Annotated in this window: 22 protein-coding genes, 1 tRNA gene and 1 pseudogene; 12 read left to right on the top strand and 12 right to left on the bottom strand. The window is 56.1% G+C overall.

Going from position 1 to position 26,371, the window contains the following annotated elements:
- Positions 1–6: 6 nt before the first annotated feature.
- Positions 7–720, top strand: coding sequence for a CAP domain-containing protein (locus TERRO_RS22260; RefSeq protein ID WP_052313369.1), 714 nt, complete (start codon positions 7–9; stop codon positions 718–720).
- Between the two features lie 135 nt (positions 721–855).
- Positions 856–930: transfer RNA gene (locus TERRO_RS15745), tRNA-Asn, on the top strand.
- 59 nt (positions 931–989) lie between these two features.
- On the opposite strand, the gene TERRO_RS15740 is transcribed toward TERRO_RS15745, so the two are convergent.
- From TERRO_RS15740 to TERRO_RS23990, 3 genes and pseudogenes are all read right to left on the bottom strand, one after another.
- Positions 990–2,030: a tyrosine-type recombinase/integrase gene (locus TERRO_RS15740; protein ID WP_014786685.1), complete on the bottom strand. Its 1,041-nt coding sequence runs from the start codon at positions 2,028–2,030 to the stop codon at positions 990–992.
- A 1-nt stretch (position 2,031) separates the two neighbouring features.
- Positions 2,032–2,274: a helix-turn-helix transcriptional regulator gene (locus TERRO_RS23995; RefSeq protein WP_014786684.1), complete on the bottom strand. Its 243-nt coding sequence runs from the start codon at positions 2,272–2,274 to the stop codon at positions 2,032–2,034.
- Positions 2,275–2,571: 297 nt separating this feature from the next.
- Positions 2,572–2,938: pseudogene (locus tag TERRO_RS23990) on the bottom strand (IS110 family transposase); the annotation flags it as partial.
- A 1,212-nt stretch (positions 2,939–4,150) separates the two neighbouring features.
- Between TERRO_RS23990 and TERRO_RS15725 the strand changes: the two are divergent.
- The 8 genes from TERRO_RS15725 (at position 4,151) to TERRO_RS15690 (ending at position 12,775) form a co-directional block, all read left to right on the top strand.
- Positions 4,151–4,810 (top strand): metallophosphatase domain-containing protein, encoded by a 660-nt coding sequence (locus tag TERRO_RS15725; protein ID WP_014786682.1) that lies wholly within the window; start codon positions 4,151–4,153, stop codon positions 4,808–4,810.
- Between the two features lie 145 nt (positions 4,811–4,955).
- Entirely contained in the window at positions 4,956–5,228 is a 273-nt protein-coding gene (locus TERRO_RS15720) for a hypothetical protein (RefSeq protein WP_014786681.1), read from the top strand.
- Positions 5,229–5,538: 310 nt separating this feature from the next.
- Positions 5,539–6,477: a tyrosine-type recombinase/integrase gene (locus TERRO_RS15715; RefSeq protein WP_014786680.1), complete on the top strand. Its 939-nt coding sequence runs from the start codon at positions 5,539–5,541 to the stop codon at positions 6,475–6,477.
- A 270-nt stretch (positions 6,478–6,747) separates the two neighbouring features.
- Positions 6,748–9,876, top strand: coding sequence for a response regulator (locus TERRO_RS22815; protein ID WP_014786679.1), 3,129 nt, complete (start codon positions 6,748–6,750; stop codon positions 9,874–9,876).
- On the top strand, positions 9,873–10,799 hold the full coding sequence (locus TERRO_RS15705; protein WP_014786678.1) for a diguanylate cyclase: 927 nt from the start codon (positions 9,873–9,875) through the stop codon (positions 10,797–10,799). The genes TERRO_RS22815 and TERRO_RS15705 overlap by 4 nt, the downstream gene beginning before the upstream one ends.
- Positions 10,800–11,163: 364 nt before the next feature.
- Positions 11,164–11,439, top strand: a complete 276-nt coding sequence (locus TERRO_RS15700; RefSeq protein WP_041592660.1) for a site-specific integrase — start codon at positions 11,164–11,166, stop codon at positions 11,437–11,439.
- Between the two features lie 621 nt (positions 11,440–12,060).
- Complete coding sequence (locus TERRO_RS15695) at positions 12,061–12,294, top strand: hypothetical protein (protein WP_157178369.1); 234 nt, start codon at positions 12,061–12,063, stop codon at positions 12,292–12,294.
- An 85-nt stretch (positions 12,295–12,379) separates the two neighbouring features.
- On the top strand, positions 12,380–12,775 hold the full coding sequence (locus tag TERRO_RS15690) for a DUF3592 domain-containing protein (protein ID WP_014786677.1): 396 nt from the start codon (positions 12,380–12,382) through the stop codon (positions 12,773–12,775).
- A 368-nt stretch (positions 12,776–13,143) separates the two neighbouring features.
- On the opposite strand, the gene TERRO_RS15685 is transcribed toward TERRO_RS15690, so the two are convergent.
- Positions 13,144–13,521: a hypothetical protein gene (locus tag TERRO_RS15685; protein WP_041592658.1), complete on the bottom strand. Its 378-nt coding sequence runs from the start codon at positions 13,519–13,521 to the stop codon at positions 13,144–13,146.
- A 532-nt stretch (positions 13,522–14,053) separates the two neighbouring features.
- Positions 14,054–14,539: a hypothetical protein gene (locus TERRO_RS15675; protein ID WP_014786675.1), complete on the bottom strand. Its 486-nt coding sequence runs from the start codon at positions 14,537–14,539 to the stop codon at positions 14,054–14,056.
- Between the two features lie 357 nt (positions 14,540–14,896).
- On the opposite strand from TERRO_RS15675, the gene TERRO_RS15670 reads away from it, so the two are divergent.
- Positions 14,897–15,550, top strand: coding sequence for a hypothetical protein (locus TERRO_RS15670; protein WP_157178401.1), 654 nt, complete (start codon positions 14,897–14,899; stop codon positions 15,548–15,550).
- Between the two features lie 1,197 nt (positions 15,551–16,747).
- On the opposite strand, the gene TERRO_RS15660 is transcribed toward TERRO_RS15670, so the two are convergent.
- The 3 genes from TERRO_RS15660 to TERRO_RS22810 form a co-directional block, all read right to left on the bottom strand.
- Positions 16,748–17,050 carry a DUF3592 domain-containing protein gene (locus TERRO_RS15660; protein WP_157178400.1) on the bottom strand — a complete coding sequence of 101 codons (303 nt, stop codon included), beginning with the start codon at positions 17,048–17,050 and terminating at the stop codon, positions 16,748–16,750.
- Between the two features lie 910 nt (positions 17,051–17,960).
- On the bottom strand, positions 17,961–18,287 hold the full coding sequence (locus TERRO_RS15650; RefSeq protein WP_041592654.1) for a hypothetical protein: 327 nt from the start codon (positions 18,285–18,287) through the stop codon (positions 17,961–17,963).
- A 1,444-nt stretch (positions 18,288–19,731) separates the two neighbouring features.
- Positions 19,732–19,965: a hypothetical protein gene (locus tag TERRO_RS22810; protein WP_245536120.1), complete on the bottom strand. Its 234-nt coding sequence runs from the start codon at positions 19,963–19,965 to the stop codon at positions 19,732–19,734.
- A gap of 145 nt (positions 19,966–20,110) precedes the next feature.
- On the opposite strand from TERRO_RS22810, the gene TERRO_RS15635 reads away from it, so the two are divergent.
- A complete protein-coding gene (locus TERRO_RS15635; protein WP_041592651.1) occupies positions 20,111–20,842 on the top strand; it encodes a hypothetical protein in 732 nt (243 codons plus the stop codon).
- 277 nt (positions 20,843–21,119) lie between these two features.
- On the opposite strand, the gene TERRO_RS23260 is transcribed toward TERRO_RS15635, so the two are convergent.
- The 4 genes from TERRO_RS23260 to TERRO_RS15615 form a co-directional block, all read right to left on the bottom strand.
- Positions 21,120–22,301, bottom strand: a complete 1,182-nt coding sequence (locus TERRO_RS23260) for a hypothetical protein (protein WP_157178399.1) — start codon at positions 22,299–22,301, stop codon at positions 21,120–21,122.
- Positions 22,302–22,453: 152 nt separating this feature from the next.
- The gene (locus TERRO_RS15625; protein ID WP_014786666.1) at positions 22,454–23,998 is read right to left on the bottom strand and encodes a dienelactone hydrolase family protein; all 1,545 of its coding nucleotides are present in this window, start codon (positions 23,996–23,998) and stop codon (positions 22,454–22,456) included.
- A 248-nt stretch (positions 23,999–24,246) separates the two neighbouring features.
- The gene (locus TERRO_RS15620; protein WP_245536119.1) at positions 24,247–25,086 is read right to left on the bottom strand and encodes a TIGR03435 family protein; all 840 of its coding nucleotides are present in this window, start codon (positions 25,084–25,086) and stop codon (positions 24,247–24,249) included.
- A gap of 13 nt (positions 25,087–25,099) precedes the next feature.
- On the bottom strand, positions 25,100–25,939 hold the full coding sequence (locus TERRO_RS15615; RefSeq protein WP_245536118.1) for an alpha/beta hydrolase: 840 nt from the start codon (positions 25,937–25,939) through the stop codon (positions 25,100–25,102).
- Positions 25,940–26,371 lie beyond the last annotated feature (432 nt).

The raw sequence follows: 26,371 nt of genomic DNA, 5'->3' as shown, positions 1-26,371 counted from the left end.
AGTTGCATGCTGCTGCCTGCCGTTGCGCATGCGCAGCAACACACCATCGCGGAGCAGTATCTGTTTCAGTCCATCAACCAGGAACGTGCGGCGAACGGTCTGGCTCCACTGATGTGGAACAGGCCGCTGACCCATGCCGCGCAGTACCACGCGGTGCAGATGCGCTCCCTGGGGACGATCTCACACCAGTTCCAGGGCGAACCGGACCTGGCCGCGCGTGCCGCGGCGACAGGCACCAAGTTCTCACGCGTAGCAGAGAACGTTGCGACAAGCGGATCCATCATCGAGATGCATACAGCCCTGATGAACTCGCCACATCATCGCGAGAACATCCTTGATCCGAAGGTGAACTCGATCGGCATCTCGGTCGTGCAATCGGGCAGGCAGCTTTGGGGTGTTGAAGACTTTGCGCGCGATGTCGTTGTGCTGACGTACCTGCAGCAGGAGGCACGCGTTGCGGAGCTGATGATGAACGCAGGCATCGCGAACGTAGAGCCGAGCCAGCAGGCGCGTGAGATGTGCCGCATGTCCACGGGCTTCAGCGGCGACCGGCCGGCGTTCGTGATGCGCTTCACGGCAGGTGATTTGGAGCGGTTGCCGTCGCAACTGACGCATCGGATCGCGCAGGGGCATGTGACCAGCGCGGCCGTTGGGGCATGCGAGTTGCCGGAGAAGAGTGACTTTACCAGCTACAACATTGCTGTGGTGCTGTATCGCTGAAATGCGCTGCAACCGTGTGAAATCAGGGGCGTAAGCGAATAGGGCACGACCTCCGCTTTGACCCAGCGGTCAGCGTTTGTTATAAAGGAATTGCGAGTCGAGCCGGCGCCCGCCCGCCGGCACCTCGTGACTTGTTCCGCAGTAGCTCAATGGCAGAGCATTCGGCTGTTAACCGAAGGGTTGTAGGTTCGAGTCCTACCTGCGGAGCCATAAGAATCAATAGTTTGCGCATAGCGAGTCAGTAGCGATCAAGATCGCTATGTCGCAAACTATGACGTAGCTTTCAAGTTACGACTCTCTATGACGGCCCGAATACTTTCGAACCCATGATGTTGATACGGCAAGGTACTCCGTACATTGGCGTGGCCCATAGTTTGCATGACCGCGGGTAAGTTCTTCGTGGCAGCAAGCGAATAAGTTCCAAACGTATGTCTCGCCGAGTAGAGAACGAGACGCGGGTCTAGTCCAGCTTTCTTTCGAGCCCTATTGAAGGCTGTCTTCACACTCTTGATGTGACCCTCGGCGCTGCGGGTGGGGAAGCACCATCCGCAGCGATCTCCGGTCCACCGCCCCAACAGAACAGCCTGCATTCGCTTCGACATCGGGACTCGCCGACGACCAGCATCCGTCTTCGACTTTGGGATGAAGATCTCTAGCGCTTCCCAGTGCACGTCTTCCCAACGCATGCGGAAGATCTCTGACGGTCGCATGCCAGTGTCCATCGCAATCATGAGGATGTCGCGCAACGGCTGGGAAGCGTGTTCCAGCAACTTCGTTTCGTCCTCAGCCGTGAAGAGACCAGTGCGTCCGTATGCCTTGCGCGGCTTGATGACCGGCACCTCTGAGAGCAGATGCCATTCTCTGGCCTTGCTCAACATCCGCTTCAGTGTGCAGATCGCCTGATTGGCGTACTTGGGCGAGACGAGCTGTCCTTCCCCATGCTGGTCGCGTGCAGCCTTGCGAAAGACGGTTGCATCGACCGCATCAGCCGTGATGTGCGCTAATTGCATGGATGCTAGGGGTGTCGCCGCGAGGAGCTTCCAACCATACTCGTAGTAGATTTGGGTCTTTGGCTCAAGCTGCGCATCTCCCTTCCAACCAAGAAAGCGTGGTGCAAGCTCCCTTAGTGTGATTGCCCGTCTCTGCGGGATGAAGTTCGGACCCTTCTCCCGAGCCCGCAACCGAAGCTCGGCTTCGATTGTGAGTGCTGTTGTCTTTCGTGCTTCCTTGGTGCTGCCCCGGTAGCGCTTCCCATCGACCGTGAAGTCGTACCACCAGAAATCGCTACCGTTCTGCTTGTAGAGCGCCATGTCAATCTCCCTTCGCTGCCCGCGCGGAGAAACCATGACGGTGGCGATCAACGTAATCGATCACCTCCACAAGATCATACTTAACACGCCCGCCTAGGCGGACGAAGTTCGGGCCTTTACCTTGGTGCCGCCAGTAGCGGAGCGTGCCGGGAGGCGTGGCGAGGAGGCGGGCGGCTTCAGTCTCGGTGACGAGCTGGAGGGTAGATAGGGTCTTGGAATGGCTCTTTTCTGTCTTCACGTCCATTAATACGACCGAAATCGTTTGGGAACGCTTAATTCAGTTGGGAACCGCAGAGACCTCAAAATCCCGCAATTCCGCGCGGTTTTGGAGGAAGGGATCTCCAATTCGGACAGTATGATCCTCGCCCAAGCGTCACCTTGGAGAACTGAGCCTCGATCAGAACCATCTGAAAGGCCCAGCGCCATTCCTGATGCCCGTCTCCAGCGCCTGACTACCCGCGAGATCTTTGAGCGGCCCGCCACGCCGAGCCATCTCCTCGATCTTGTCAGCGTCGCCGAAGGTGAAACTGCGCATTCGTGAGTGTAAGGCCTGCAGGTCGAGCTGGTCGCCCGTCTTGATCGGAACGAACCGCATGTTCTGCCGATCCACTGCTTCCGCAATTGCCTCAGCATCAAGGAAGTAGTTCTTGTTCGACTTCACAAAAGGCTTCACAAACTGAGCTGATATCAGCTTCACATCGTGGCCTTGTGCCCGCAACGCGCGGCCTAGAAAGTGCTCTCCAGAACACGCCTCCATCCCCAATTACCGACGCCCGCATGTTCGCTGTAAACGTGATCAGCTGCTTCTGCGTGAACTTCTTCTTGAACAGCACCTCGCCGTTATCGCCAAGGGCTACGAGGTGAAAGGTCGTCCTGCCAAGGTCGACGCCTACCGAGCGAATCTGCATAGCGAAGCCTCCTGGAACAACCTGCCTACAAAATCGATCACCTTGAGGAGAGATCGAGAGGCGGACCACCTCAGTAACGCCGTTTGCGGGAGCCGTGGAGACAGGTTTCTGAACGCTCAACCGCGAGAAGACCGATCGCTTCATCGCCCACGAGATCGCAATCGAACCGGTGGCAACCAGGAACGGCCCGACGATTAGACCAGCCGGGCCGCCGGCGTATGGCTCGATTGCGCGGACAGGGATCAGAAGGTCATGCGCAAAGAGATAAAGACCAAGGCCCGCGGCTGCCGCTCGCCTGACTATGACTACTTTCTTAGATTTCCCGGCATACCCGACCTCGTCGGAACACTGCTCTGGATCGTTGTGTGTGACGATCATATGCCCCTGAGAATCGGGCTATGGAAACAGTGACCCGGAGTTGCTCAACTTTCCTTTGACGTTTGCTCGCGAGTCGGTTGGCGTCAATACGCCAGATCGCTGGTTAAGACGTGGATGGGTCAGGTATCAAATGCTAAAGCTGGGCGGTTGAGTGTGGAGCAAGCACGCGCTCTTCTGATTCTTCGACGTAGAGTCAGCGACACGAGGGCTCTAAAACTCGTTCTGCAGGCCGCGACTGCAGCGACCGTCAGCTCAGTGAGGGCCGATCAGCTGCTCCAATCTTCCTCTGCCCGGCGTGCTTTCTGTCGGACACGCAACGACTTGTACCCCGCGAGCGTCCCGGCAGATAACATGAAGTGGCAAGGTCGATCGCACTGGTGAGTTCGCCCCCGCGGAGGCGGTGGAAACATGAACAGGGAAAATTTGGACACTCCTTTGAGCCGCGGAGCGCGGACCAATGCGGATTAGAACGGGCCTCTTCTCGATCCCAATTCAGGATGGCCCGGCGGTGATCCACTAATCGATGGGACGCGGCTGAGTACAAAGCACTTCTACGCCTCCTGTGCCGGAGTGATTCGGGTGTCCAATTTTCCATGAGGTCTGGCTACAGGTGAGCTCAAACCGATCAGGCAGGCGATTCGCATTCTGGCGGAAGCGTCGAGGCACATGAAGGTGCACCTCGCATACAGCGGACCATTTTCCGCTGACGTCGCCGACTGAATAGGACAAGCACCAAGCTCAGCCGACGGCACGCACTATCGCTAAAACACATGGCTCCTCTTGGATCCATTACGTAGGTCAATATCTTCTGGCCTAAGGTGTCTTAAGGCAAATATGGTGCTGGTCTTATTCGGGGATACGCATGAACTTCACCGCGAAGTGGACGTACCCGCAGGAGACGTTCTGATCTGCGTGGGCGACTTCACGATGTTCAGCAAGAACCTGGCCGCGATCGAGGATTTCAACGAGTGGCTGGGGGAGCTTCCGCACCGTCATAAGATCGTGGTTCCCGGTAATCATGAGTTCTTCTTAGAAGCGAACCCTGAGCGGCGGTCACTCCTCGACAATGCCAATCTGCTTATCGATGAGAGCATTGAGATCGAAGGGCTGACCATCTATGGCTCGCCCATGACCCCGCTCTGCGGAGCAGCGTTCGGCATGTCCTCCGCCAAAGACCGCCAGCTCCACTGGAGCAAGGTGCCGGTTAGCACTCATGTGCTTGTCACACACGGACCGCCCTTCGGTATCCTCGACCTTTCTCCTGACCAGGCGGAGCGAATGGGCGATCCAGAGCTGCGCAATCGGGTGAGAGAGTTGCCATCTTTGAGACTCCATGCTTTTGGTCATGTTCATGGAGCACATGGTTCTGTTGAGCAAGACGGTGTCACATACGCCAATGTGGCCCTGATGGGACACCTTGGCGACCTTGTGCAAGCGCCAACAGCTTTACGGATGAGAAGTAGAAGAACCGACATCAGTGAGCGGCTCTTGTGATGATCATGAACAGTGGGATGACCATGACAGAGCATCGATTGCCTTTCCGAGAGGCCCGAGCCACCATGCTTATGCGGCGGATTCGCTTTCCCTGGAGGATGCCAAGGACACTTAGAGAAGGAGTCTTAACGGACAGGAGAAAGCGATGAAGCGTTACGAAATCATTCGGACAACACTGAGCGAGATGAACTGTCCGCCGGACTATGTGGAGATCGCGATTGCCGAACTGGGGAGGCGTCTTCCAGACACAGAATTTCGAGTGTGCGGTGACTTCTTGACTCCTACTGCCGACTGCTGTGAATCTTGCCACACGTTCTACCCGCATTACGACATGAAGTTGATAGAGCTTCCAGACCGAGTGTCGGGTTGGGTTTGCTGCGCCGTTGAACGGCAGCTCGCCAGTACCCCGCCCATCTAGACCTGACCGTTCCCAACTCGCTGTTGGACACGCTCGCGGATGCCCTGCCGAAAATGTTGCCAAGTCAGAGCGAACCATGCAGGCATGGGGTTCGCTCCGAAACTCAAGGGATGATCTCGGAAAGACTTCACCAGTACCATTCACTTGGAATTGGTGCATCCTATATCTGTTCGGGATCTTGACGTCAGTTTCTTCTGACAGTTTCCAACATGCAAACCGCGGAAATTGATGGCACTCTGGTGATTTCCATCACGTTCGGCCGGGTGGGTTTACCTCCGACAATGCAAATTGTCGCAGGTAAACTCAATTAGTGACTGAATCCACCGAAATCGCCCTTTGGGTGTCCCAGGAGCCGGAAACGGCCTCACAGGCGCCAGGCCTGACGCCGGCCCAACTCCAGCTCCGCCAGATGGTGCTCGATTCCGTCACCTCGCCCCACTCCCGGCGCAACTACGCCAAGGCTCTCGACCTGCTCTTCGCCTTCGCTGCCAGCCGACCTCTCACCCGGGCGTTGCTCCTCGAGTTCCGAACCTCGATGGAAGACCTGGCGCCTTCAACAGTCAACGTGCGTTTGGCGGCCGTTCGGAAGCTGGTCTCGGAAGCCCGGAAGAACGGCATGCTCTCCCACGAGGATGCCGCCAACCTTACCGACATCCCGAACGTAAAGGAGAAGGGAACTAGGCTGGGGAACTGGCTGACCAAGGAACAGGCGAGGGAACTGCTCGGCGTTCCCGACCGCTCGACGTTGAAAGGGAAGCGGGACTACGCGATCCTGGCTCTGCTGGTCGGCTGCGCCCTGCGGAGAAGGGAACTGGCTTCGCTCACCGTCGAGGACATCCAGATGCGGGAGAACCGCTGGGTCATCATCGATCTCGTCGGCAAGGGTGGCCGGGTCCGGACGGTAGCGATTCCGGTCTGGGTGAAGAAGGGGATCGATGCCTGGCAGGCGGCCGGCTCAATCGAAAAGGGCCCGTTGTTGCGGTCGGTCTCCAAGGGCGGCAAAATCGGGGAGAGCCTGAGCGATTGGGCCATCTGGTCTGTGGTGACGGAAGCTGCGAAGGAGATCGGGATCGAGCGGTTCGGCGCACATGATCTACGGCGGACTTGCGCGAAGCTCTGCCGCAAGGCCGGCGGCGACCTGGAGCAGATCAAGTTTCTGCTGGGGCACTCGTCAATCCAGACCACCGAACGCTACCTCGGGTCCGAGCAGGAGATCGCCATCGCGGTGAACGACAGTTTAGGTCTGTAATTCCGGGCGACGTGGAATTAGCCAGGCATCCGCTCGACTTTAGAATCCAAAAGCTCATCGTTTACACCCGAGTTGAAACGGTATTCCTTGATTAGTTTAGTGAGCGGCGGCTAACACCATCGGTGTACGTACACAGCGCTGAAAGGGCAGTATTGTGTGAGCTAGTGCGGCGATGATCTGTTTTGACTCACGTGGCCCAGGGACTGCTTCGCTAGCAAAGCGACGGGGCATATTGCATTTGAGCTATGACATCGCAGATGCGGAGCAGTTGTGAACAGTGCTTTTATGATGCACGGTCAGACCCAAATCTCGTTTGTGTTGCTTTCGATTGGCATTGCGATCCTCTCGGCTTATGCCGCCCTCGACCTCGCGGGGCGAGTGACGTCGAGCAGGACTGCAAGCGCACGGTTGTCGTGGCTATTCTGCGGATCGGTGGCGATGGGTATCGGCATCTGGTCGATGCACTACGTGGGTATGTTGGGCTACCGGATGGATATGCCAGTGCAATACGACTGGCCAACCGTGCTGCTCAGTATGCTGGCGGCAGTACTGGCATCGGCATTGGCACTGTACATGGTGAGCCGTCGCACGCTGGGATGGGCCTCCACCGCAGTTGCGAGTTTGTTCATGGGCGGCGGCATCGCGGCGATGCACTATACGGGCATGGCCGCCATGCGCATGGATGCGGCGCCCATCTACAACCCGGCGCTCGTGACGCTGTCGGTCGTGGCGGCGATCGTTATCTCATTCGTAGCGCTGCGTCTGACGTTCGCTTCTCGGCATATTCGGTCGATGTTCCATTGGCACAAGAGCGTGAGCGCCCTCGTCATGGGCCTAGCCATCCCCGTGATGCACTACCTGGGGATGGCGGCTGTGTCGTTTATGCACGCACCGACGAATCCGGACCTATTGCATCATGCGATTGGCATCTCTGACTTGGGCACGGCAAGCATTGTGTTGGTTACGGTGGTATTGCTTAGTCTGGTATACATGTCGTCGTTCATCGACCGACGGTTCACCAGCCACGCAGAGGCCTTGGAGAGCAGCGAGGAGCGCTACCGACGGATAGTACGCGCTGCTTTCGATGCATTTATTGGTATCTCAGAAACCGGGCTGGTGACGGACTGGAACGACCAGGCGGTGCAGACTTTTGGATGGACTGCGAGCGAGATCATCGGAAAACCGGTGTCGGGCCTGTTGTTATCGGAGAGCAACGACGGCGCACCGCTCGACTTATCGGCGATGGATGCAAATGGTGTGCTGCATGGTCGGTTGGAGGTGATGGCGTTGCATAAGACCGGGATCATGTTCCCTGCTGAGATGGCTGTTTCTGCCATCGTGGTGGGTGAGAAGAAGATGTTCGCGGCGTTTGTGCATGATGTGACGCAGCGCAAGCTGGCCGAACGGAGTATGGAAGAGGCGCGGATTACAGCGGAAGCCGCTAATCGAGCGAAGAGCGAGTTTTTGGCGAACATGAGCCATGAAATTCGGACGCCCTTGAATGGCGTGATCGGCATGACGGACCTCGCTCTGGAGACTGAGATGAGCCGCGAGCAGCGCGAGTACATGACGACTGTGAAGTTCTCCGCAGACTCTCTGCTAACCGTAATCAACGACATCTTGGACTTCTCCAAGATCGAAGCGGGCAAGGTGGATCTCGAAACGATCTCTTTCGACATACGCGAGTGTGTAGAGACGACGCTGAAGACGCTGGCTCTGCGCGCGGATGAGAAGGGCCTGGAACTGCTATGTGACGTTAGTGCGGATCTGCCTGAGGTCGTACTGGGAGATCCAGGTAGGCTACGGCAGATCGTTGTGAATCTAGTTGGCAATGCGATCAAGTTCACGGGCAGCGGAGAAGTGTCGTTGCGTGTGGGGCTGGCTGATCCTGGCGAAGGACCGGATCAGATGTATTTCAACGTCAGCGATACGGGCATCGGTATTTCTCCGGAGAAATTAGAAAGCGTCTTCGCATCATTCAGTCAGGCTGATACTTCTACGACGCGGCAATACGGCGGCACAGGGCTGGGGTTGACGATCTCGCGCCGGCTAGTGGAGTTGATGGGCGGCCGTATCTGGTGCGAGAGCACGCCCGGCAAGGGATCGCAGTTTCACTTTACGGTCTCTCTACCCCCGGTGACTGATGCCACAGCTCCAGTGGTTGTTCCAAAGCCGTTGCCCCTCTTGGCAGGAGTAAAAGTGCTGATCGTTGATGACAACAAGACGAATCGGAGAATCCTCGAAGGTTTGCTGCGGATATGGGGCATGGAGGTCGCAAGCGCCCCAGAGGGTGACACGGCTTTGGCAATGCTGCACGCAGCGGGACTTGAGGGTTCGCCGTACCGTCTGCTGCTGACAGATATGCACATGCCGAAGATGGACGGCTTCATGGTAGTCCAGCAGATGAAGCAGGATACTTCGTTAGCGCTTCCGACCGTGATGATGTTGTCTTCTGGTGGGCATCACGGCGACGCTAATCGGTGTGAACAGCTCGGGATCTCGGCATATCTGCTGAAACCGGTGCGACGGCAGGAATTGCAAGACGCGATTGCGCGTGCGCTGGGTAGCAGCATGGACGGGATTAAGGACAAGAGCTTGATCACGCAGTCGACATTGGTGGCAGATCTCCCAGCCGTACGCTCGTTACACATCCTGCTGGCGGAGGACAACGAGGTGAATCAGAAACTCGCGGTTCGCTTGTTACAGAAGCGCGGGCACTCGGTTGTTGTGGCCAACAACGGCCGAGAAGCGGTCGAAGCGAGCGAAAGCCGCAAGTACGATCTGGTGTTGATGGATGTGCAGATGCCGGAAATGGATGGTATTCAGGCGACGATCGCAATCCGAGCACGTGAGGCTGGTTCGGGCGCGCGCCTGGCTATCGTCGCGATGACGGCTCTGGTCATGAAGGGCGACCGAGAACGCTGCATGGCTGCGGACATGGATGGTTACCTCTCGAAGCCGATCCGCCCTCAGGAGCTCGATGCTGTGTTGGAGACGTATACGGCTCGTAAGACGGCAGAAATGATCGTCAGGGAAGAAGAGGCAAGTGTTGAGAGTGTGGTGGATACGAAGGATCTGCTGGAGCGGATCGACGGGGACGTGGAGTTTGTCGCGGAACTGTCAGAGGCGTTTGAGCAGGATTATCCGGAGAAGTTGTTGGGACTGCGCGCCGCAGTAGCGCGCGCAGATGGCGATGCGCTTCGCCGTACGGCGCACGGGCTGAAGGGAGCATTGGCGAATCTGTCGGCAACGCGCGCCGCGTCACTGGCAGCACAGCTTGAGCATCTTGCTGTTGGCTCCGATCTGACCGCGGCTCTTGACCTAATCCAGCGTCTGGAGGGGCTGATGCCGCAGGTGGTGAAGGCTTTGCAGCAGATCTCACAGGAGCCTGTTCTGTGAAGATCCTCGTCGCAGATGACGACGCGGTGAGCCGGCTGCTGCTGCAGCGGATGCTGCGAACGACAGACTTCGAGGTAATTACTGCGAAGGACGGCCTGGAGGCTATCCAGATCCTTTCGCGAGACGACGGACCGCGGCTGGTGCTGCTGGACTGGACGATGCCGGGACTGAGTGGGCTTGAGGTTTGCCGTGCCATCCGAGGCGGATTGCGGAAGGCATACATTTACATCGCGCTACTCACCTCGAAGGATTCAAAGGAAGACTTGGTGGCGGGATTGGAGGCCGGTGCGGATGACTACCTGACGAAGCCTTGTCATCCAGAGGAGCTACTGGCACGGCTGCGCACGGGACTGCGGATTCTGCAGCTAGAAGACATCCTCATCGAGGCGCATGAGAAGATGCGCAAGCATGCGGCTCGGGATCCGCTGACACAACTACTAAATCGCGGCGCCATATTTGATGTGTTGGCGGCAAAGATGAGCAACCGGACTATCCCAGCTGCGCAATTCAGTGTCATGTTGTGCGATTTAGATCATTTCAAGATGATCAACGATACATACGGGCATGCGGTTGGCGACGAAGTGCTGCGTGAAGTTGCCCTGCGATTGAAGAACAATGTCCGGAATGGCACTGTCGGCCGTTATGGCGGCGAAGAGTTTCTGCTCTTGCTGGATGGCTGCGGGCCGGAGCACCTGGCTACTGTGAGCACGCGAATTTGTGATGCGGTGCGGTCTCTGCCGGTGCAGACGAGCGTGGGGCCGTTGTATCTGACGATCAGCTGTGGGGCTTTACCGTTTGTGCAGGAGATGGCTGATCGGGGACCGGAAGCGGTCGTCGAAGAGGCAGATCGTCGTCTTTACCAGGGCAAGCGCAATGGACGCAACCAGGCTGTTGTAGCCGCTGCTGACCTGGTGACCGCCTAATTTTTAGGATCCCACAACTTCTAAATTAGCCAACTAAGTGGCACACTTTCCATCACATCATTTGTGTTGTTTTGCTAATTAAGTGGCGAAGTTCTGTTCGCGCTATTTGGCACTTTGGCGCTTTTAAGACCCCAAACCCGACCGCCCTCGGCGACGAAACCACCACAAACTCGGCTAAGCTGTTGCTGTATATGCGCTTGTACGCGCGTGCTTCCCCGCCATCACCGCTTGCTGTGTGCCAGATAATTAGCACCAAAGTCGGCCACTTAATTAGCAAAACGACAGTCCGGACCGTGGCGATACCGTCTAGGTAAAGAAGGGGATCGATGCCTGGCCGGCGGCCGGCTCCGTTGAGAAGGGGCCGTTGCTGCGATCCATCTCGAAAGGCGTGAAGGTTGGGGAGAGCCTGAGCGACTGGGCCATCTGGTCCGTGGTCACTGAAGCCGCTAAGGAGATCGGCATCGAGCACTTCTGCGCCCACGACCTCCGGAGGACTTGCGCGAAGCTCTGCCGCAAAGCCGGCGGCGACCTGGAGCAGATCAAGTTCCTGCTGGGGCATAGCTCCATTCAGACGACGGACCGCTACCTCGGGTCTGAACAGGACATTGCCATCTCACTGAATGACAGTTTGGGGTTGTAAGGCACGAGGCTAGTGATCGCGGCCCACAGGTGCTGAGGAGCTAAAGACTTTATGCTTGAGCTATGCAATATTCAGCAATCCTCCGCGAGATCGACGCGGAGCTCAACAAGCTACTCCAGGTACGAAAGATCCTTGCAGGCATAGTTGAGCCGGCGTCCCTCGCTCCTCACATCGGTTCAAAGAAGCGACGTGCAAAAAGGATCGCTTCAGTGCGGCGACAAGCCGTAAGGCCGATGGAGCCCGCTATCCTGCGAAGCCTCCCTCTTGTACCGACAACAAGCGGCGGGCTCGCAAGCATCCCGAGAGCAACTGTGACGGTATTGCCCCCAAAGCGAAAGCGGGAATATCGTCGCACCATCAAGGCATTTGTTCCTGAACCACGAGCGCTTGCTGCACCTCGCTCAAGTGGAGTGGTGGTTTACATGGCACCAGGATCCTCGACCAAGGCTGTCGCGATCCAGCCTCAAAGTCAGTTGGTTTCCACGGAGAACCTGGAAGCTGTGATGCGCCAGAAGCTTCTCGGCGGAACAAACAGCTAGTAGGGAAGAGGCGGTCGCAGCAGTTTCCCAAAACGCCGTTTTAGGGGAGCAGCCCGACGTCTCCCGCGTTAGCATGGCCGACATGGCGACATTTATCCGAGCAATCTTCTCAGTCCTAGTGGCGCTTGCAGCTTTCGTTGTCTCGTTTTTGGTAATCTTCGTTCCCATGCTGTTCCTAGACATGCACTACGCTCCCCATGACGGCCAGGGAGGGATGAGCGGGTTCTTCATCGGTATTCCGGTGGCGACCATCGCCTCTTTGCTTGCTGGGCCGTTGTGCTACGTACATGCAAAGCGGAAAAAGTGGTTTGCCTGAACGAAAGGCCCACGTGTACGGTTTCCGCAAACACCGTTTTTCGTGACAACGCTCTGCAGTCATAGACTGAACGAGGGATACGCTCATGTTCGACAAGCCGAGATCGACTGGGATGCCAGACAGGCTTTCAGATGCTCTTTACAAGTGGAGAGGCATTGCTGGCTGGCCAGAATCAGAAGCTCTCGTGTCTGCATGCATCTGGACACCGGACGCGGAACTGGGTGGCGGCGTCGGCAATTATCGAGTTCTGTTCTCGTATCCCGTGAAAGATGGGGTCCAGACGGCAAAGCTAGGCATCAATGGCGTGAACGGGCGTTCTCCTTTTCGAGTTGGCGATACCTTCACCCTGCGATATCACCCGAAGCATCCAGCCCGTTTTTACTATGCGAACGAGATGTCCCAGATGGCTCGAGTCGGCCTGGTCGCAATTTTCCTGCTTGTCGGTGGTCTGGCCGCGCTCCTCGTTATAGGGCTGATCTGAAATAGACGCAGCCTTCCTTGAAAGTCGGGTTTTCGGGAACTGGGCGGGCCACGCTTGCTCAGCTTGGGCGGAACGCGATAAGCGCAAACAACGCAACCGCGATGAGAACAAATGCTATGAAGCAAAGCGTTCTTCTTGTCTGCCTCTTCGGCTCAGCCGGATCCGTGGACTGATAGACAGCCCGCTTCCCGCGCCATTCAGAGGGCTTGTACTGAGTGCTCATGGCAGCACCATAGCAGAGCCCCACTGGCAGACGCTTGGCATCGAACGCCTGAAAAGTCGGGTTTTCGGAAACAGTGCTGCGGCGTTGCTGGAGACGCCGTGGTGATACCAGTTTCGCCAGACCAGTGTGTGTCGGTGATTCCAGATCACTGATTCAGACGTGGATGGGTCAGGTAGTAAAGGAAGCCAAACCACAGTGGCGCTGATGTCAGGACGCAGGAAGCCAGTAGTCCATCCCGAAACAATCGCTTGGCCTTATGTCGCTCTCGGGCAGAGGGCGAGGATTGGCTCCGCAACTCGTACACCCAGCCTAACGTGTAACAAAGATTCGCCGTGAGGCCGTACAGACCAATTCCGAGAATCAGAACCATGGGCTCGACGGCATCCTCGCCACGGGGAATGACCTTGTCCATCAACCACTCGAAGACTCCTATCGAGAGGAGACCGACGCAAAGCAGAGCAGCGTTAAACGGTAAGCGCCTGTATTCCCACCACCGAACGATCTGCCAATTCGTTGAGGTCATCTCCCAATTCTAAAAGGAACAACCAGGAACCTCCTGGAAAGTCGGGTTTTCGGAAACTGTGACCTAGAACTTCCGAAAACACCGTTTTGCGGGAAGCGTTAACGGTTCTAAGCTGCAACTGATACCATTTGGCCGAGCGAAGACGCTATCCCGTCTCCGAATCCTATGAAGCCAATCTGCCGATTTGCGGGCGTTTTCCTTGGTGCGATAGGGCTTCTCGGATTGCTGGCTGCGGCAATTCTTTGGTCTCAACAGTTCAGAGACCTTCCGAGAGCGCCAGACCTAGCGAACGGGCGGATACACCCGCGGAACATTCATGGCGTGGTGGTTTACCAGACTGCACGTGAGCAAGACGCCTTGGATCTTATCCAAAATACGGCACTGGCCTCCTTCGGTTTGAGTGCCATTCTGTCTGCCTATTACAAAGGCAAGTGGCAGGCGTAAAGCTTACAGCTGAGTTCGTTCCCGATAGGTCGGGTTTTCGGAAACTGCGTGCCAGAGCTTCCGAGAACGCCGTTTCTCGGGAGAACCTCTACGGGGCGAAGAACCATTCAGTTGTTTCTCGCCACTCAACGTCCTCGTGCCAAGCCACCTGAATCCACTCGTCATGCGAGGCATAGAAGCGAAAGTCTGTTGTCGTGCTCGCGCCTGCCACATCGAAGAGCGAAATCAAACCGAGATGGAGGATGTTCCGAAACTCATTCGCCTCAGCAGCCGTGAAGACGTGGAAGTGAGCGTCTTTCAACGAGCGATGCTCACCCAAGTAGCGGCGGTACGAATAGAACAGATCCAAGTTCTGTGCCGAGGGCCATACATCCCAATCAGTGATGTCTAGGCAGGCGATAGCACTTTCGCTCGTGACGAGGTGATTGGTAAGCATGTTCGCGTAGGCACACCGTCTGCCCACATCCTTCGTGACCTCGGTTCGGAAGGTGTCAGGTGCAAGGCGAGTCAGGTGTTCACCTAGATTGTTGGCAATGAGGAATCGCTTTGCGTCCTCTGGATTCAGCACTTGCATTTGTGAAGTTTAGGCCCACGAACACCTTGTTCGCACAATGGCTCCCGCAAAGTCGGGTTTTCGGAAACAGTCTCTGACAACCGTAGCTGTCGTGGGCAAACAGTGGAGACTTTCGTTTACGCTAGCTGACCAGGATTACATTCCATGAGATATGCGCTAGCACTGGCTGTTGGTTTGTTCGTTACGACTGCTTCCCCGGTTTTCGCCACATGTACACCCGTACCCGGGGCAGCGAACCTCTGGTCTCGTTCCTCCATACGCTGGGTGTGGCTAGGCGAATCGCATGGCACGGTCGAGACTCCCGCCGTATTCGGCGATCTAGTGTGCGACGCTCTTGCTCACGGCCGGCATGTCACAGTGGCTCTTGAGCGACCGAATACAGAGCAGGTTGCAATCGATGCTGTCGTTGGTTCCGGAGATCAGACAGCAGTCGAGCGTGCGCTTCTCGACCAGCCAGACTGGCGCGAGAGTTACGATGGACGCACCAGTCAAGCAATGCTGGAACTACTATTTAAGCTTCGTAAGCTCAAGACTCAGTACGCTGCGTTGCGAGTAGTGGCGATCGTTGATCCTGATGCCTTTGCCTCATCACCAACAGCAGATGATGAAGCAATGGGTCACGCCGTTCGGACTCTGGAAAGCACACAGCCTCAGGATCTTGTCTTGGTCCTGACGGGCAACGTTCATAGCTTGAAAGATCCAAAGTTAGGTCATAAAACTGCAGCGATGTACCTGCCTACCGACCAGCTATTTTCAATGCAGGTGACGAGTGCCGGAGGGCAAGCTTGGATGATGAACGATAAAGGCTGCGGCGCATTTTCGGGAGGAGTTCCGGACAAGGATAAGAGCCGTCCCTTTGGCATCTACCCCGATGCCAGCCTTGCCCGATTCGGCGTAGTCGACGGCATTCTAGCTTTAGCGAAACCTACTTCAGCTTCTCCACCCGCGAACACTACGGCATTGGCCGCCGCCCCCTGCCGTAAAGATTTCCTTTCTCAGACCGGCAAGTAAGCGCCCGTAAGCCGAGCAAAAAGACGTTTCAGTCTGCTATCTCTCTTTCCATCACCCTCTGGACTTGGACCGCAGACCATTCCCCAAGTCTTCGAGGCGTTGGGACCTCGCCAGTATTGAGTTCTGCTGCGATCGCGCGGAGCGAGCTCGCGCCGGGGGGCCTGTATGGCTGTGATCGTCGGAAGGAGTTCCGAGCGTACCTGCCTCACTTTCTGGCTACGCGCCTTGCGCGTTGCAGCTACGATCTCTGCAAGGCGCTCAGCCGAGACGCGGCGACCGCTGAGCTTCGTTCCTTGCGCTTTTGCGGCTACGAGGGCTGCGGCTCGAACAGGAACTGGCGCACGTTCGGTACGGCGTCCCTGAGCTTGATCCCACGCCGGTTTGCGAACAGGGCGCATGGAGTCTAACCTGCTGGATGACAGCAATCTGAACACTTCTCGTATCCTGGGAGACAGAGGATGACGTGGTTAGCTCGCTTGTTCTTGGTCTGTAGCGTGAGTATTTCGTTGTCGTAGATTTTGTGCCGATAGTTGTCGTAGGGCTGGTGCGTGGGAGCGTCCTAGATTGCACCTCATCGAATCCCAAGTGCCTTCGCCACAAAGAGTTAGGGGGTTCTTGAGCGATTGCCCCGGCATTGAGAGGTGTGGTTCGTACGACAAATATCACCTCAAAATCTACGACAGATAATTTCTCAAACTACAAGGTAGCCATCCGATTCGTCTACCGGGGTTCGGGTTCAAGACGTGGGAGCTATCGCTCCCACGTCGCCTTATAGAGAATTGACATCAGGACGCTGGATGCGAACACTGTCATCGCACAGTATTGGACAGTCTCCAAGAAGCGGTATTCGGATCGGTTTTGATACACAACCACTCCATGAATATTTCTTGGGTAGACCCTTCCCGATGTATCCTCAGGATGTCGTGGCAAGTCGTTCAGCTGGTTCCCCCAAAGAATCGCAGTCCAGATGATCCCTGCAAGCCCCACACAGCCCAGCGCGAAGCCAGTGATTTTCCACGCCCTTTGGAAGATGCTCATTTCCTTACCACCATTCAGAGTTCTGAGCGTATAGGACGCGGTCCATCGCAGTCTTTGGGATGCTAAAACGGGATTCTGGAAACGGCCGTCGGTCGAGGCCCGGCAAGCTGTTTCCTCAAACCCGACTTCCTCAAACCCGACTTTCAAGGAAGGCTGCGTCTATTTCAGATCAAGCCCTATAACGAGGAGCGCGGCCAGCCCACCGACAAGCAGGAAAATTGCGACCAGGCCGACTCGAGCCATCTGGGACATCTCGTTCGCATAGTAAAAACGGGCTGGATGCTTCGGGTGATATCGCAGGGTGAAGGTATCGCCAACTCGAAAGGGAGAACGCCCGTTCACGCCATTGATGCCTAGCTTTGCCGTCTGGACCCCATCTTTCACGGGATACGAGAACAGAACTCGATAATTGCCGACGCCGCCGCCCAGTTCCGCGTCCGGTGTCCAGATGCACGCAGACACGAGAGCTTCTGATTCTGGCCAGCCAGCAATGCCTCTCCACTTGTAGAGAGCATCTGAAAGCCTGTCTAGCATCCCAGTCGTCTCGGCTTGTCGAACATGAGCGTATCCCTCGTTCAGTCTATGACTGCAGAGCGTTGTCACGAAAAACGGTGTTTGCGGAAGTTCTAGAACAGTGTTTTCTGAAAACCAGACTTACAAGAGCGTCGGGCTTGCAACACGCACGCTGTCAGTTGGTTCGCCCGCTGGGAGGTTCCATGATTTCGCAGAAACGACGTGCTCCGGGTAAGGATGCCTCTTGGTCTTCGAGTGGCGGGTCAGGAACTAAGAGCAGGAGATAGCGTCGCCAAATGGGCTGATTTGGCAGCTTCAACCGGATCGTCCCAACGGGTGAAACGCCGCCATAAGCGAACTCTGTCCACCTCACCTCCTTCCACGTTCCCAAACGCTTATACGCAAGTCCGTCTTCACTCAAGCGGGCGAGCACCATGCCGGACATGTAGGTCTCGAAAAGCAGCAATGGAATGCCCATCAAAAACCAAGAAGCGACGCTCTGTCCGCCAAACAGGACAGCGATAAAGCAGAGCGCTACAGCACATTGGGAGATCCTGACAAAGAGGATCTTGGGGCGCGATCCAAACGTGATTTGATTCCTGGCCAACATAGTTTGAGTGACAGCATATCGTGCTGAGGCCCGATTATGATTGGGCAGGGTACCTCGGACTGCTTCGTTCACGAAAAACGGCGTTTTCGGCAACTCTCAGACCGCAGTTTCCGCAAACCCGACTTGCGGGAAGCGACAGGTCCACGAGGAAAAACTTGACACTGCGACCGTGAGGGTTGCACCTGGCGCCGCGCGGCTCTCTGGAACCAGCTGTCGCTTCGAAGCAGGCTCGCGTTTGGTTGCAGTGATTTAGTGCAAGAGAGCATTCCTGAAGAAAAGCAATCCCACTCCGAGGGGAAAGAGAGAGAAGACTGCGATAAGCGGCTCTTCATCCTGGTGAGACAGGAACATCAGGCCAACTGCAGTGATGAGAAACGCGAGTGCAAAGATCATGACCCCGATCCGTTGAACCAACGGCGCGTCGCGAGAGCCCTTCCAGAAGGCTTCATCAGCGGATTTGCTGCTTTTTAGAACATCCGGCCAGGTAGAGTTTCGTTGTCCTAATTGGATATCGTCCAAAGCACGCTGCAGGTTGCTCGCTGGTGCCGTTGGCTTTCTAGCCTTTGTCGTTTTCATAGCGTTCCCGTTATACAGCTGCGCTCACTCAGCATGGGACCGTGAGAAAACCACATTAAAGCTCGCGTGTTCTAACGCGCCCCCAAGCTTGATGGTTTTGAGAGAGCATGATTCGCGGAAAACGGCATTTTCGGCAGCTCCGAGGTCACTGTTTCCGCAAACCCGACTTTGCAGGAGCTGCACCCTCTGATAGACACAAGACATGTTGTCGAATGACAAGCGCCGCAGGATTCGCAGCTCTAGCTTCTATGTCTTGTTCGATTCTGTTTGCCCAGCAACCGGAACACGCTCAGTCTTTGCCGAGGGCGGGTTCGCCCTATTTGTGCAACTTTGCAAAAGTCACGGTCGCTGCGAAGCGCGGAAAGCTGACCGTGCACTTGCGCCCTCTTTCCAAGTCACCAGCCGTGGGCCTGCTGACGTCGAAGCAAGCAGTTTACGTATGTGATGAAAACCGCAATTGGTACCGGATCAGTTTCGGTGCCTCAAGAACCCCTTGTGGAAGTGAGTGGGTAAAAGGTCTGGATGTGCGTCGGACAGCCACCTGCCAATCCGGCTGGGTCAGAAAGAAGTGGATCGACGTGCTCTCGGGCTGACGTAATCGGACTGTTTCCGCAAACGCGACTTTGCGGGATCGACTCCAATGAACACCGAGTTGATCACCAATCGTGGCGATGATTTGGTAAGAATTAAAGCGCGCGGAGAATACAGATGATGTTCCGAATCGTTGTGGCTGCTTCGCTAGTTCTTAGCCCGTCTACTCCGGTCTCGCATGGAGATCACATCCAGGCCATAGATACTCCTCGTGCGCGTAAGGAGGTGCAGAGTGGAGTGACAACCTATACAGACAGCAGGAATGGAGTCTCCTTCCGCTATCCTTCCGCCTGGAAAGCCCAGACGCAGTTTGGCTATGTACCGGCCGCCCTAGCTCAATCTGAACAAGTGAAACTCATAGCGGGTTTTGGCTACGAAGTAGGAGGATTCCCGAGAGAGCAAGTGGGACGTCCTTACGCAGAGACGAACTTGGAGGGCTTTGGAGTTGTGTACGCCGCGGTGCGTTCCCCGAATCGTATGGCTTGCGAATCGATCTCGACGTCTATATCGGGAACATCTAAATTCCGAACCGTGCTCATGGGCAGTCACGCTCTCACTGTCCGCAAAACAGCCTCATCCGGGATGATGCAATCGAACTCAGGCACGCTTTACGTGCTCTATCTGCGTCCAAACTGCTTTTTCTTCGAGACAGCAATCGCAAAGGCAACCGCCTCCTCGGAGACAGGTCGGGATCCTGATGCAAAACAAACGCACACTATAGAAGCCCTTCTTCTGAAAGTGGTGAAGTCTGTGCATTTCAATCACACTGAAGCGCCCTTGTTGTCAGCTGACGCCCCGTGAGATAGCTCCCGCAAAACGGCGTTTCCGGAAACCGTACACGTGGGCCTTTCGTTCATGCAAACCACTTTTTCCGCTTTGCATGTACGTAGCACAACGGCCCAGCAACCAAAGAGGCGATGGTCGCAACCGGAATACCGATGAAGAACCCGCTCATCCCTCCCTGGCCGTCATGGGGAGCGTAGTGCATGTCTAGGAACAGCATGGGAACGAAGATTACCAAAAACGAGACAACGAAAGCTGCAAGCGCCACTAGGACTGAGAAGATTGCTCGGATAAATGTCGCCATGTCGGCCATGCTAACGCGGGAGACGTCGGGCTGCTCCCCTAAAACGGCGTTTTCGGAACCTGTCCTAAGCCCATGCGTGATCTGGCCGAGGAACCCTACTTCTGCGCAAACAGCAGATCGGATACCCTTACGGAAGGGGCTATCGGTGAAGCTGTCTCTTTTAGACATCGCGCTTTGGGCGCTCGACCCGATGCTCCGTTTGGTCCTGGTTCTCGTGCTGACGCTGAAGATCAGATGGCGGGTCGTGCCGTGGTTTGCCACTTGGATCGCTTACGGTTTGCTTTATACGCTGTCGTGCTTCTTGGCGTACCGATTGGGATCCAAGGAAAACTACCGCGTGGTGTATTGGATCGGAGCTTTGGGCGACTTCCTGCTCCAGATCGCAGTCGTAGCGGAGATAGCTCGATCTGCTCTCAAACGAGATGGACGATGGGTGGAAGGCGCAAAGAAGACGCTCATTCCGTTCCTTACTCTCGGGCCAACATTCGCGGTTGTGCTCACGATATGGATAACGCCAGCAGCGAGTAATGTTCTTGATGGCCTAGCGGCGCGCGCAAGCCTCTTCTCCACGGTGCTGGTCTGTTTTCTCTTTGTCGCAGTGATTCGTGCAATGCAGAAACTTGGCCTGGACTGGCGCAGCTACATCGCGCGCGAGAGTTTGGGGCTAACGGTATGGACGCTGTCCGCCTTCGCTATTGACACGCTGCATGCTTACTGGCGCACAACGGAGCACTTCGGGCTCCTTGAAAATATGAGGAACTCTGTGTATCAGGGTGTCCTTCTGTTCTGGTGTATCGCCTTTTGGTTACCTGAGCCGGAAGCACCAACTTTGCCGTCCAACCTCGAAGAAGACTATCGGCGCTTGACGCAGCAATAGGGTTTTCATACGGTGCTGCAGAGCCAAGTCCTGCGAACAAAATCGGCGCGACTGGGCCATTTGGTCGGTCGTCACCGAAGCTGCGAAGGAGATGCGCATTGCTGGAATAATGGATTCGCATCAAAGGCCAACCTCCCACAACGGCGTTGTACTAGGACTAATCGCAACCTTCCCGAACGGCTTTCGCGGATGTGTCACGACTTCCTAAAAGCGGACGACTAGCACTGGCTTGGGAAAGTCGCATTATGGGAAGTGATGGGCAGGCCATTTTCTGCGCTTAAGGTGCGGTGTTCGGTGCCGCATGCTTCCTAAGAAGACAGGCCTGCTTGATCATCGGGTAAAGTTCCTTCGCATCCGGGTTTCTGGGAGTCACGAGAATGGGGTCTGCCGCCCCCGCGATGACCTCAGCATCAACCGCTTCGTTTGTCGAAGGCCCGGGCAGGCCGGAAACTTTAAGGCGTCGGAGCCATTCCGACCTGTATGCATGATCAAGCGCGATGTCAGCTGGGATGGCTTCACTCAATTGGAGATCTTGGGGGCCAAGATACAGGAAAGCGTCGAGAAGACCGGCGACGGTCTTGGAGGACTTGCCCGTAACCGCATCGACGACGTTGCAATCCGAATCTGTGGTGACCGGTGTCGGCAGAAACGCACCAAGGCTCAAAGAGCCTAGTCTGCTGTTCTTGGTTCTTAGAAGCGACGGCCATGCTCCAAGTCCAGCGTGAAAGTCTGTGAGTGATTCGCCGTTCGTGCTGTAATACCCGAGAGTGCTAATTACGAAGGTCTTGCCGGGGTAGCGGTGCTCGTAGATTGTGACTGCATCTCCCGGACCAGGACCGCTTCGATGCAGTAGATGAAAAATCCCGAACAGCATAAGCGCTTTCCGGTGTTTAGAGAGCACCTCACTTTCCATTACGGAAGCAATGCTGCCATCGCGGTCAAAGAAAGGCGTGATGTCCTTGGCCGTCTGGACTTTAGCCCAATCAATAGGCGGGTCGGCCGCGACCACGCGCAGCCGTCTTGCCGCAGGAAGATGTTGATTGATCGCACGGACGAGCGGGTACAGTTGCTCAAAGAAGCCAGATTCGCCACACATGGCTTGAGTTGTGTCGCGCCAGACATGTTGGACTTCAGTGAACGCGACATCCTCGCCGGCGATATAGCGATCAAGGATCGGCTGGTAGCGGACATTCCCACATTCAACAACGATGTCATTCACTGTTTCCGGAAAGCGTGGATCCCGGATCAGAGACAAAATGAAGTCGTCCACGTCCTTTTGGGCGTGGGCTGCTTGTATCCCTACAACTTCATAAGTTTCGAAGATCTTCAGGATCGCCGGAAGAGCAGGTTCAGGAGTTGATGCCCGGGCGTCGCTGGCTGTCCGGCTAGCAGCAGCCTGCCCATTACAAACGAGTGCCACCAAGGCAATAAGCAACGACGAGAGAACGCGAGATGCCAAGGAACTCCGGCCCAGAGAAGGTACTACCTTCCATCCCGTAGCCCTGTTCGCGGCGCTTTTACCGTGTGCAGCTGTTTTCATAACCTCAGATTAGTCCGTAAAGTCCATTGGTCGGAATCGGGATGAGCAGCAGCCCCCTCTGAGTGGGAGGCCTAGTTGGCTTTTTGCTCAGGATCATGGAGCTCCTTGAGTTTGGCCTTAGCGTTTTGATTGTTAGGGTCGATCGTAAGAGCCGACTTGAACGCGTCCACAGCCAAGGCGCTTTCGTGAGCTTTCATGTACGCCTCCCCAAGCGCTTCATGGTCGTAACTCGACTTCGGGTACAGCTGACAGGTGAGCCTCAGAATAGCGATACCCTCAGTTAGATGGCCCTGCTCCTCCAGCTCGAAAGACCAGTTCAGTAAGGTCGGCTCTTTCAGCATGAAATCTGGCTTCTCTTTCTGCATGGCGGCGAAGATTGTGGCGGCGTGATCAAAGCCCTGACGACCGATCTGGAAGCGGAACGAGTCGAATGACGCCGGAAAGCCTTTCGCGGGTTGGAAGTCAGCGGTAAGCAGGTGGGGTGGGGCACCGTTCTCGGCGGTAGTCTTCCTTAGAAAGGCTGCAGCTGCCGCATCGTTCTTCAAATACGCGTTGAGGAAGTTGAGAGTGTAGCGACACATCCAGGCATACCCGGCCACGCCATCTTCACGGGCGTAGTCGCCCTTGTGGTCACCTGCATAATCTTTCCAGAAGTCTTCGCTCCTCTGGTACATGGAGCTGTGTTCCTGGTGTACTAAGGCGAGATCGTGGACGGTCAGAAGGTCGCCGTGGGTCCACTGGTTGAGCACACTCGGCCCTTGCTGATCGGGCGCGGAATGATTCAGGTAGACGTGCTCAAGACTGATCTCACCCTGAGTGAAGTAGAGGAGGGGGATCGTCATCTGGTCAGGATGGACGTAGCCGGCTTGTTTCACAAGGCCTGGGAAATACCGCATCGAGCCATCGAGCGCGACCAGAGCATCGATACGGGAATCGCGTGCTGCAGCAAAAAGGTTGGAGATGCCACCCCAACTGAAGCCTGCTACAGCAATCTTGGAGAGGTCGACGTTAGGCAGGGTCCGGGCATAAGAGATCAGGAAAGAGACGTCTTTTGCCTGTGCCTCTATCCCCGCGATGTCGGAAGTCATGTAGCGGGTACTCTCACCCATGTCAGGGCTGGCAACAACGACGTAGCCGTAGCTGGCCAAGTATTCGCATAGGTCGGCATTCTCCCAGGACATTGCAGAAAAGCTCGGAGCGTAAACCACCAGTGGGTACTGGCCTGGTGCTTGTGGCGCGTCTCGTAAAGCCAGAAGACTGTCGTTCAGGGTGGGCGCCATGGCTTTGATCCAATCCTGCCAGCGGGACGACATGCTCGGGTTGCTGAAGTCAGTCTCAGAAGCCAAGAGCTTCCCGTAGTCAGATACGGCCATCTGCTGGATTTTGGAGGTTTGTGCCGGGTACCAGATGAGAGTTTGGATCGGACGGGCACGCTCACCGGCGTAAGGCTTCCCGAGGACGTCTGTCGTCGAGTGGAAGGTGCGGGTGTAATCGTACTGCTGCACAACCTTGAGGCCGACCCCGTGGGGGCCCGGCGGTAAGGTGAAGTGGAAGTAGGGAGTCGACTGGGCGGATGCAATGCAGGAGAACAGAGTGAGAAGTACGAAAAAACGCATTCGGAGCCTCGGCGAGTTGAGGTTAGACTAGCCCGTTGGAGGAGACCTTCGCCCGAGCAAGACACCAGGGTTCCATTCAACGGCAGAATTGGGAAGTAGGCAATGCGCATTGACGTAAATGCAAACATGCGCATTGCTAAGAATGCCGACTCGGCTTCAAGACCAACTTCCGACGGCGGCGATCTTTGTTACTAGTTACGGGAGCGATTTAGCGGCTGAATGCGATCAGCACCGTCACAAGGGTCGGCCTAGTTGTCGGCAGGTTTCTCTGCGTGATCGATCAATAGGATCGGTACGGAGCCCTTCGTGGACTCAAGCGTCAATCCAAGCTGTTCTTGCATGGCATTGAGGAGCGAAGGGGCGTTCAGTTCATCTGATGAACCCTCATCGTCTCGCCAACGTAATGTGATCGCCTGATTGTCCTGCAAACCCGTCCGGTCTAGAACGGGTCGTCCAAGTCGCCACGAAAGTTCATAGGCGAGAACCTGCAGCGTGTTGTTGCCCGGTCGTATGTTGATGAGCTCGCTGCCTGCGGGCTGCGAGTCGCCGTTGTACTGTCTACCGCGAAGTCTTGGACCGCCCTTTGCGACAACCATCGCGTATACGGGCATCACCTTTGCGTCAGCGTGTACCGCCAGTTGGAATCTCGCAGTGAGCAAGGCCGAAATCATCTTTCGCTTCGTCTGCCTCGCTTGATCGTTCGGAAGTGCAGAGAGCTCTTCGTCTAGCCTCGGGTCGGCCTTGGCTTCGACGGAGAACCTTTCTGATGTCAGCCAAGTCGGCCCACCGAACATCCTTAGATCAGGGATATCGTAGGCGATCTCCATCAATGACTTCAGGTTGACATTAACTGCGCTTAGATACCCGCGTCTGGATGGATTGTCGATGTGCTCCGGACGCAAGTCATCCTGTCTCATAGGATGAATTGACACGATCTCGAACGTCGCCAGAAGAGGTGGTCGCAGCGCTTCTGGAGCAGCCTGAGCCAGTGCGCCCAGCGGTAAGATAGCTGAGCCCATCAAGACCGTCAGTTTAAGCAGACACTTCGCGGAAATCCGTATGACCATTCTGCTGAACCCTTCAAGCAAGGAAGTTTAACGTCTAAAGGTTTTTCCGAAGGAAGCTCAAGACGGCATCCATATTTGCCTGAAACCAACGAGGGTCTGCAGCATACGAGTGTGGACCGCCTTCCGCGGTGAAGGGAGTGATGGCTCCGTTCGCTTTCCTATAGGCATCAACGAAGCTGGTGAATTGGGAGTACGGAACGTCCCCATCTGCGTTGCCATGGCCGATATAGATGGGAGGCAGATCGCCATGGAGGTGAAATTGTGGAGAAGCCTCGCGGCACAGAGCATGTTGCGCGGAGCACGAACCTCCGAGGTATGGGAGTATTGCGTCGTCCGTGTCAGAGAACTTCGTCAGATCAAGGTCAGCGCTGTAAAGGACGGCCGCTTTCACACTCGAACTGAAATTCGTGAATGCGCCGACTTCGTAGCGGTTATCGCCGTTTGTCAACGCCACAAGTGCTGCCAGCTCGCCCCCTGCAGAGCCGCCAGCTACCGCGATGCGATTCGGGTCGACATGGTACTGGATGGCGTGGGCGCGAAGCCAACGAACGGCTTCCTTGCATTCTTCAAGGGCGATCGGAAAACGGACATCCGGACTGAGGTCGTAGTCGATTGCCATCCCAACATAGCCATGCTCCGCGAAGGGCACGATCAGCCTGCTCCAACCTGTCCGACTGCCCCCGGTCCAACCGCCGCCATGGATGTAGACGACCGCTGGATGTAGCCCGGGATCTTTCGGCACGTACATGTCCGCAAGCAATGGAGCAGACTTGCCTTGACCGTACGTTACCCCGTCCACACGGACATAGCTGCTCGCTGGGACTGCTGGACTGCTCTGCTGTGCCTTCAAACCTACGGCAGACCACAGCAGCATGAGCCAGCAGAGCCAGGTTCTAGCGGGCTCGTTTCTGATCGACACCATCATCATGCATATCGTAGCTGCACAACGAAGCTTGTCGTATCAGGAACCAGGCGCGCTACGATGGACGAGTTGACGGGTGGCCCTGGCAACAGGAACGGCTTCGGCTCCACGCGGCATGGGGTGCGTCAGACCGCCCACCCGCCATTTCCCTATCGCACGGTGTTGGCTCCACGTGTCTGACGTGATCGCTGGCACGAGATCGCTGTCGCTGTGGACTACAGTATTGGATTGTAGAAAATGCGCGTTGACGTAAATGCGCATTGACGCTTTCATCGTAGTAGAGGCATGCATGAGAGCGAGCAGCCTGGCATCAGGCTCTAGTGTGTTGATTCCGGTTGAGGACTTGCAATGAACGACGCCACGTTGGTAGAGGCAAATCAGCAG

The sequence above is a fragment of the Terriglobus roseus DSM 18391 genome, assembly GCF_000265425.1.
Classification (GTDB): Bacteria; Acidobacteriota; Terriglobia; order Terriglobales; family Acidobacteriaceae; genus Terriglobus; species Terriglobus roseus.
This window is presented reverse-complemented; position numbering and strand designations above follow the sequence as displayed.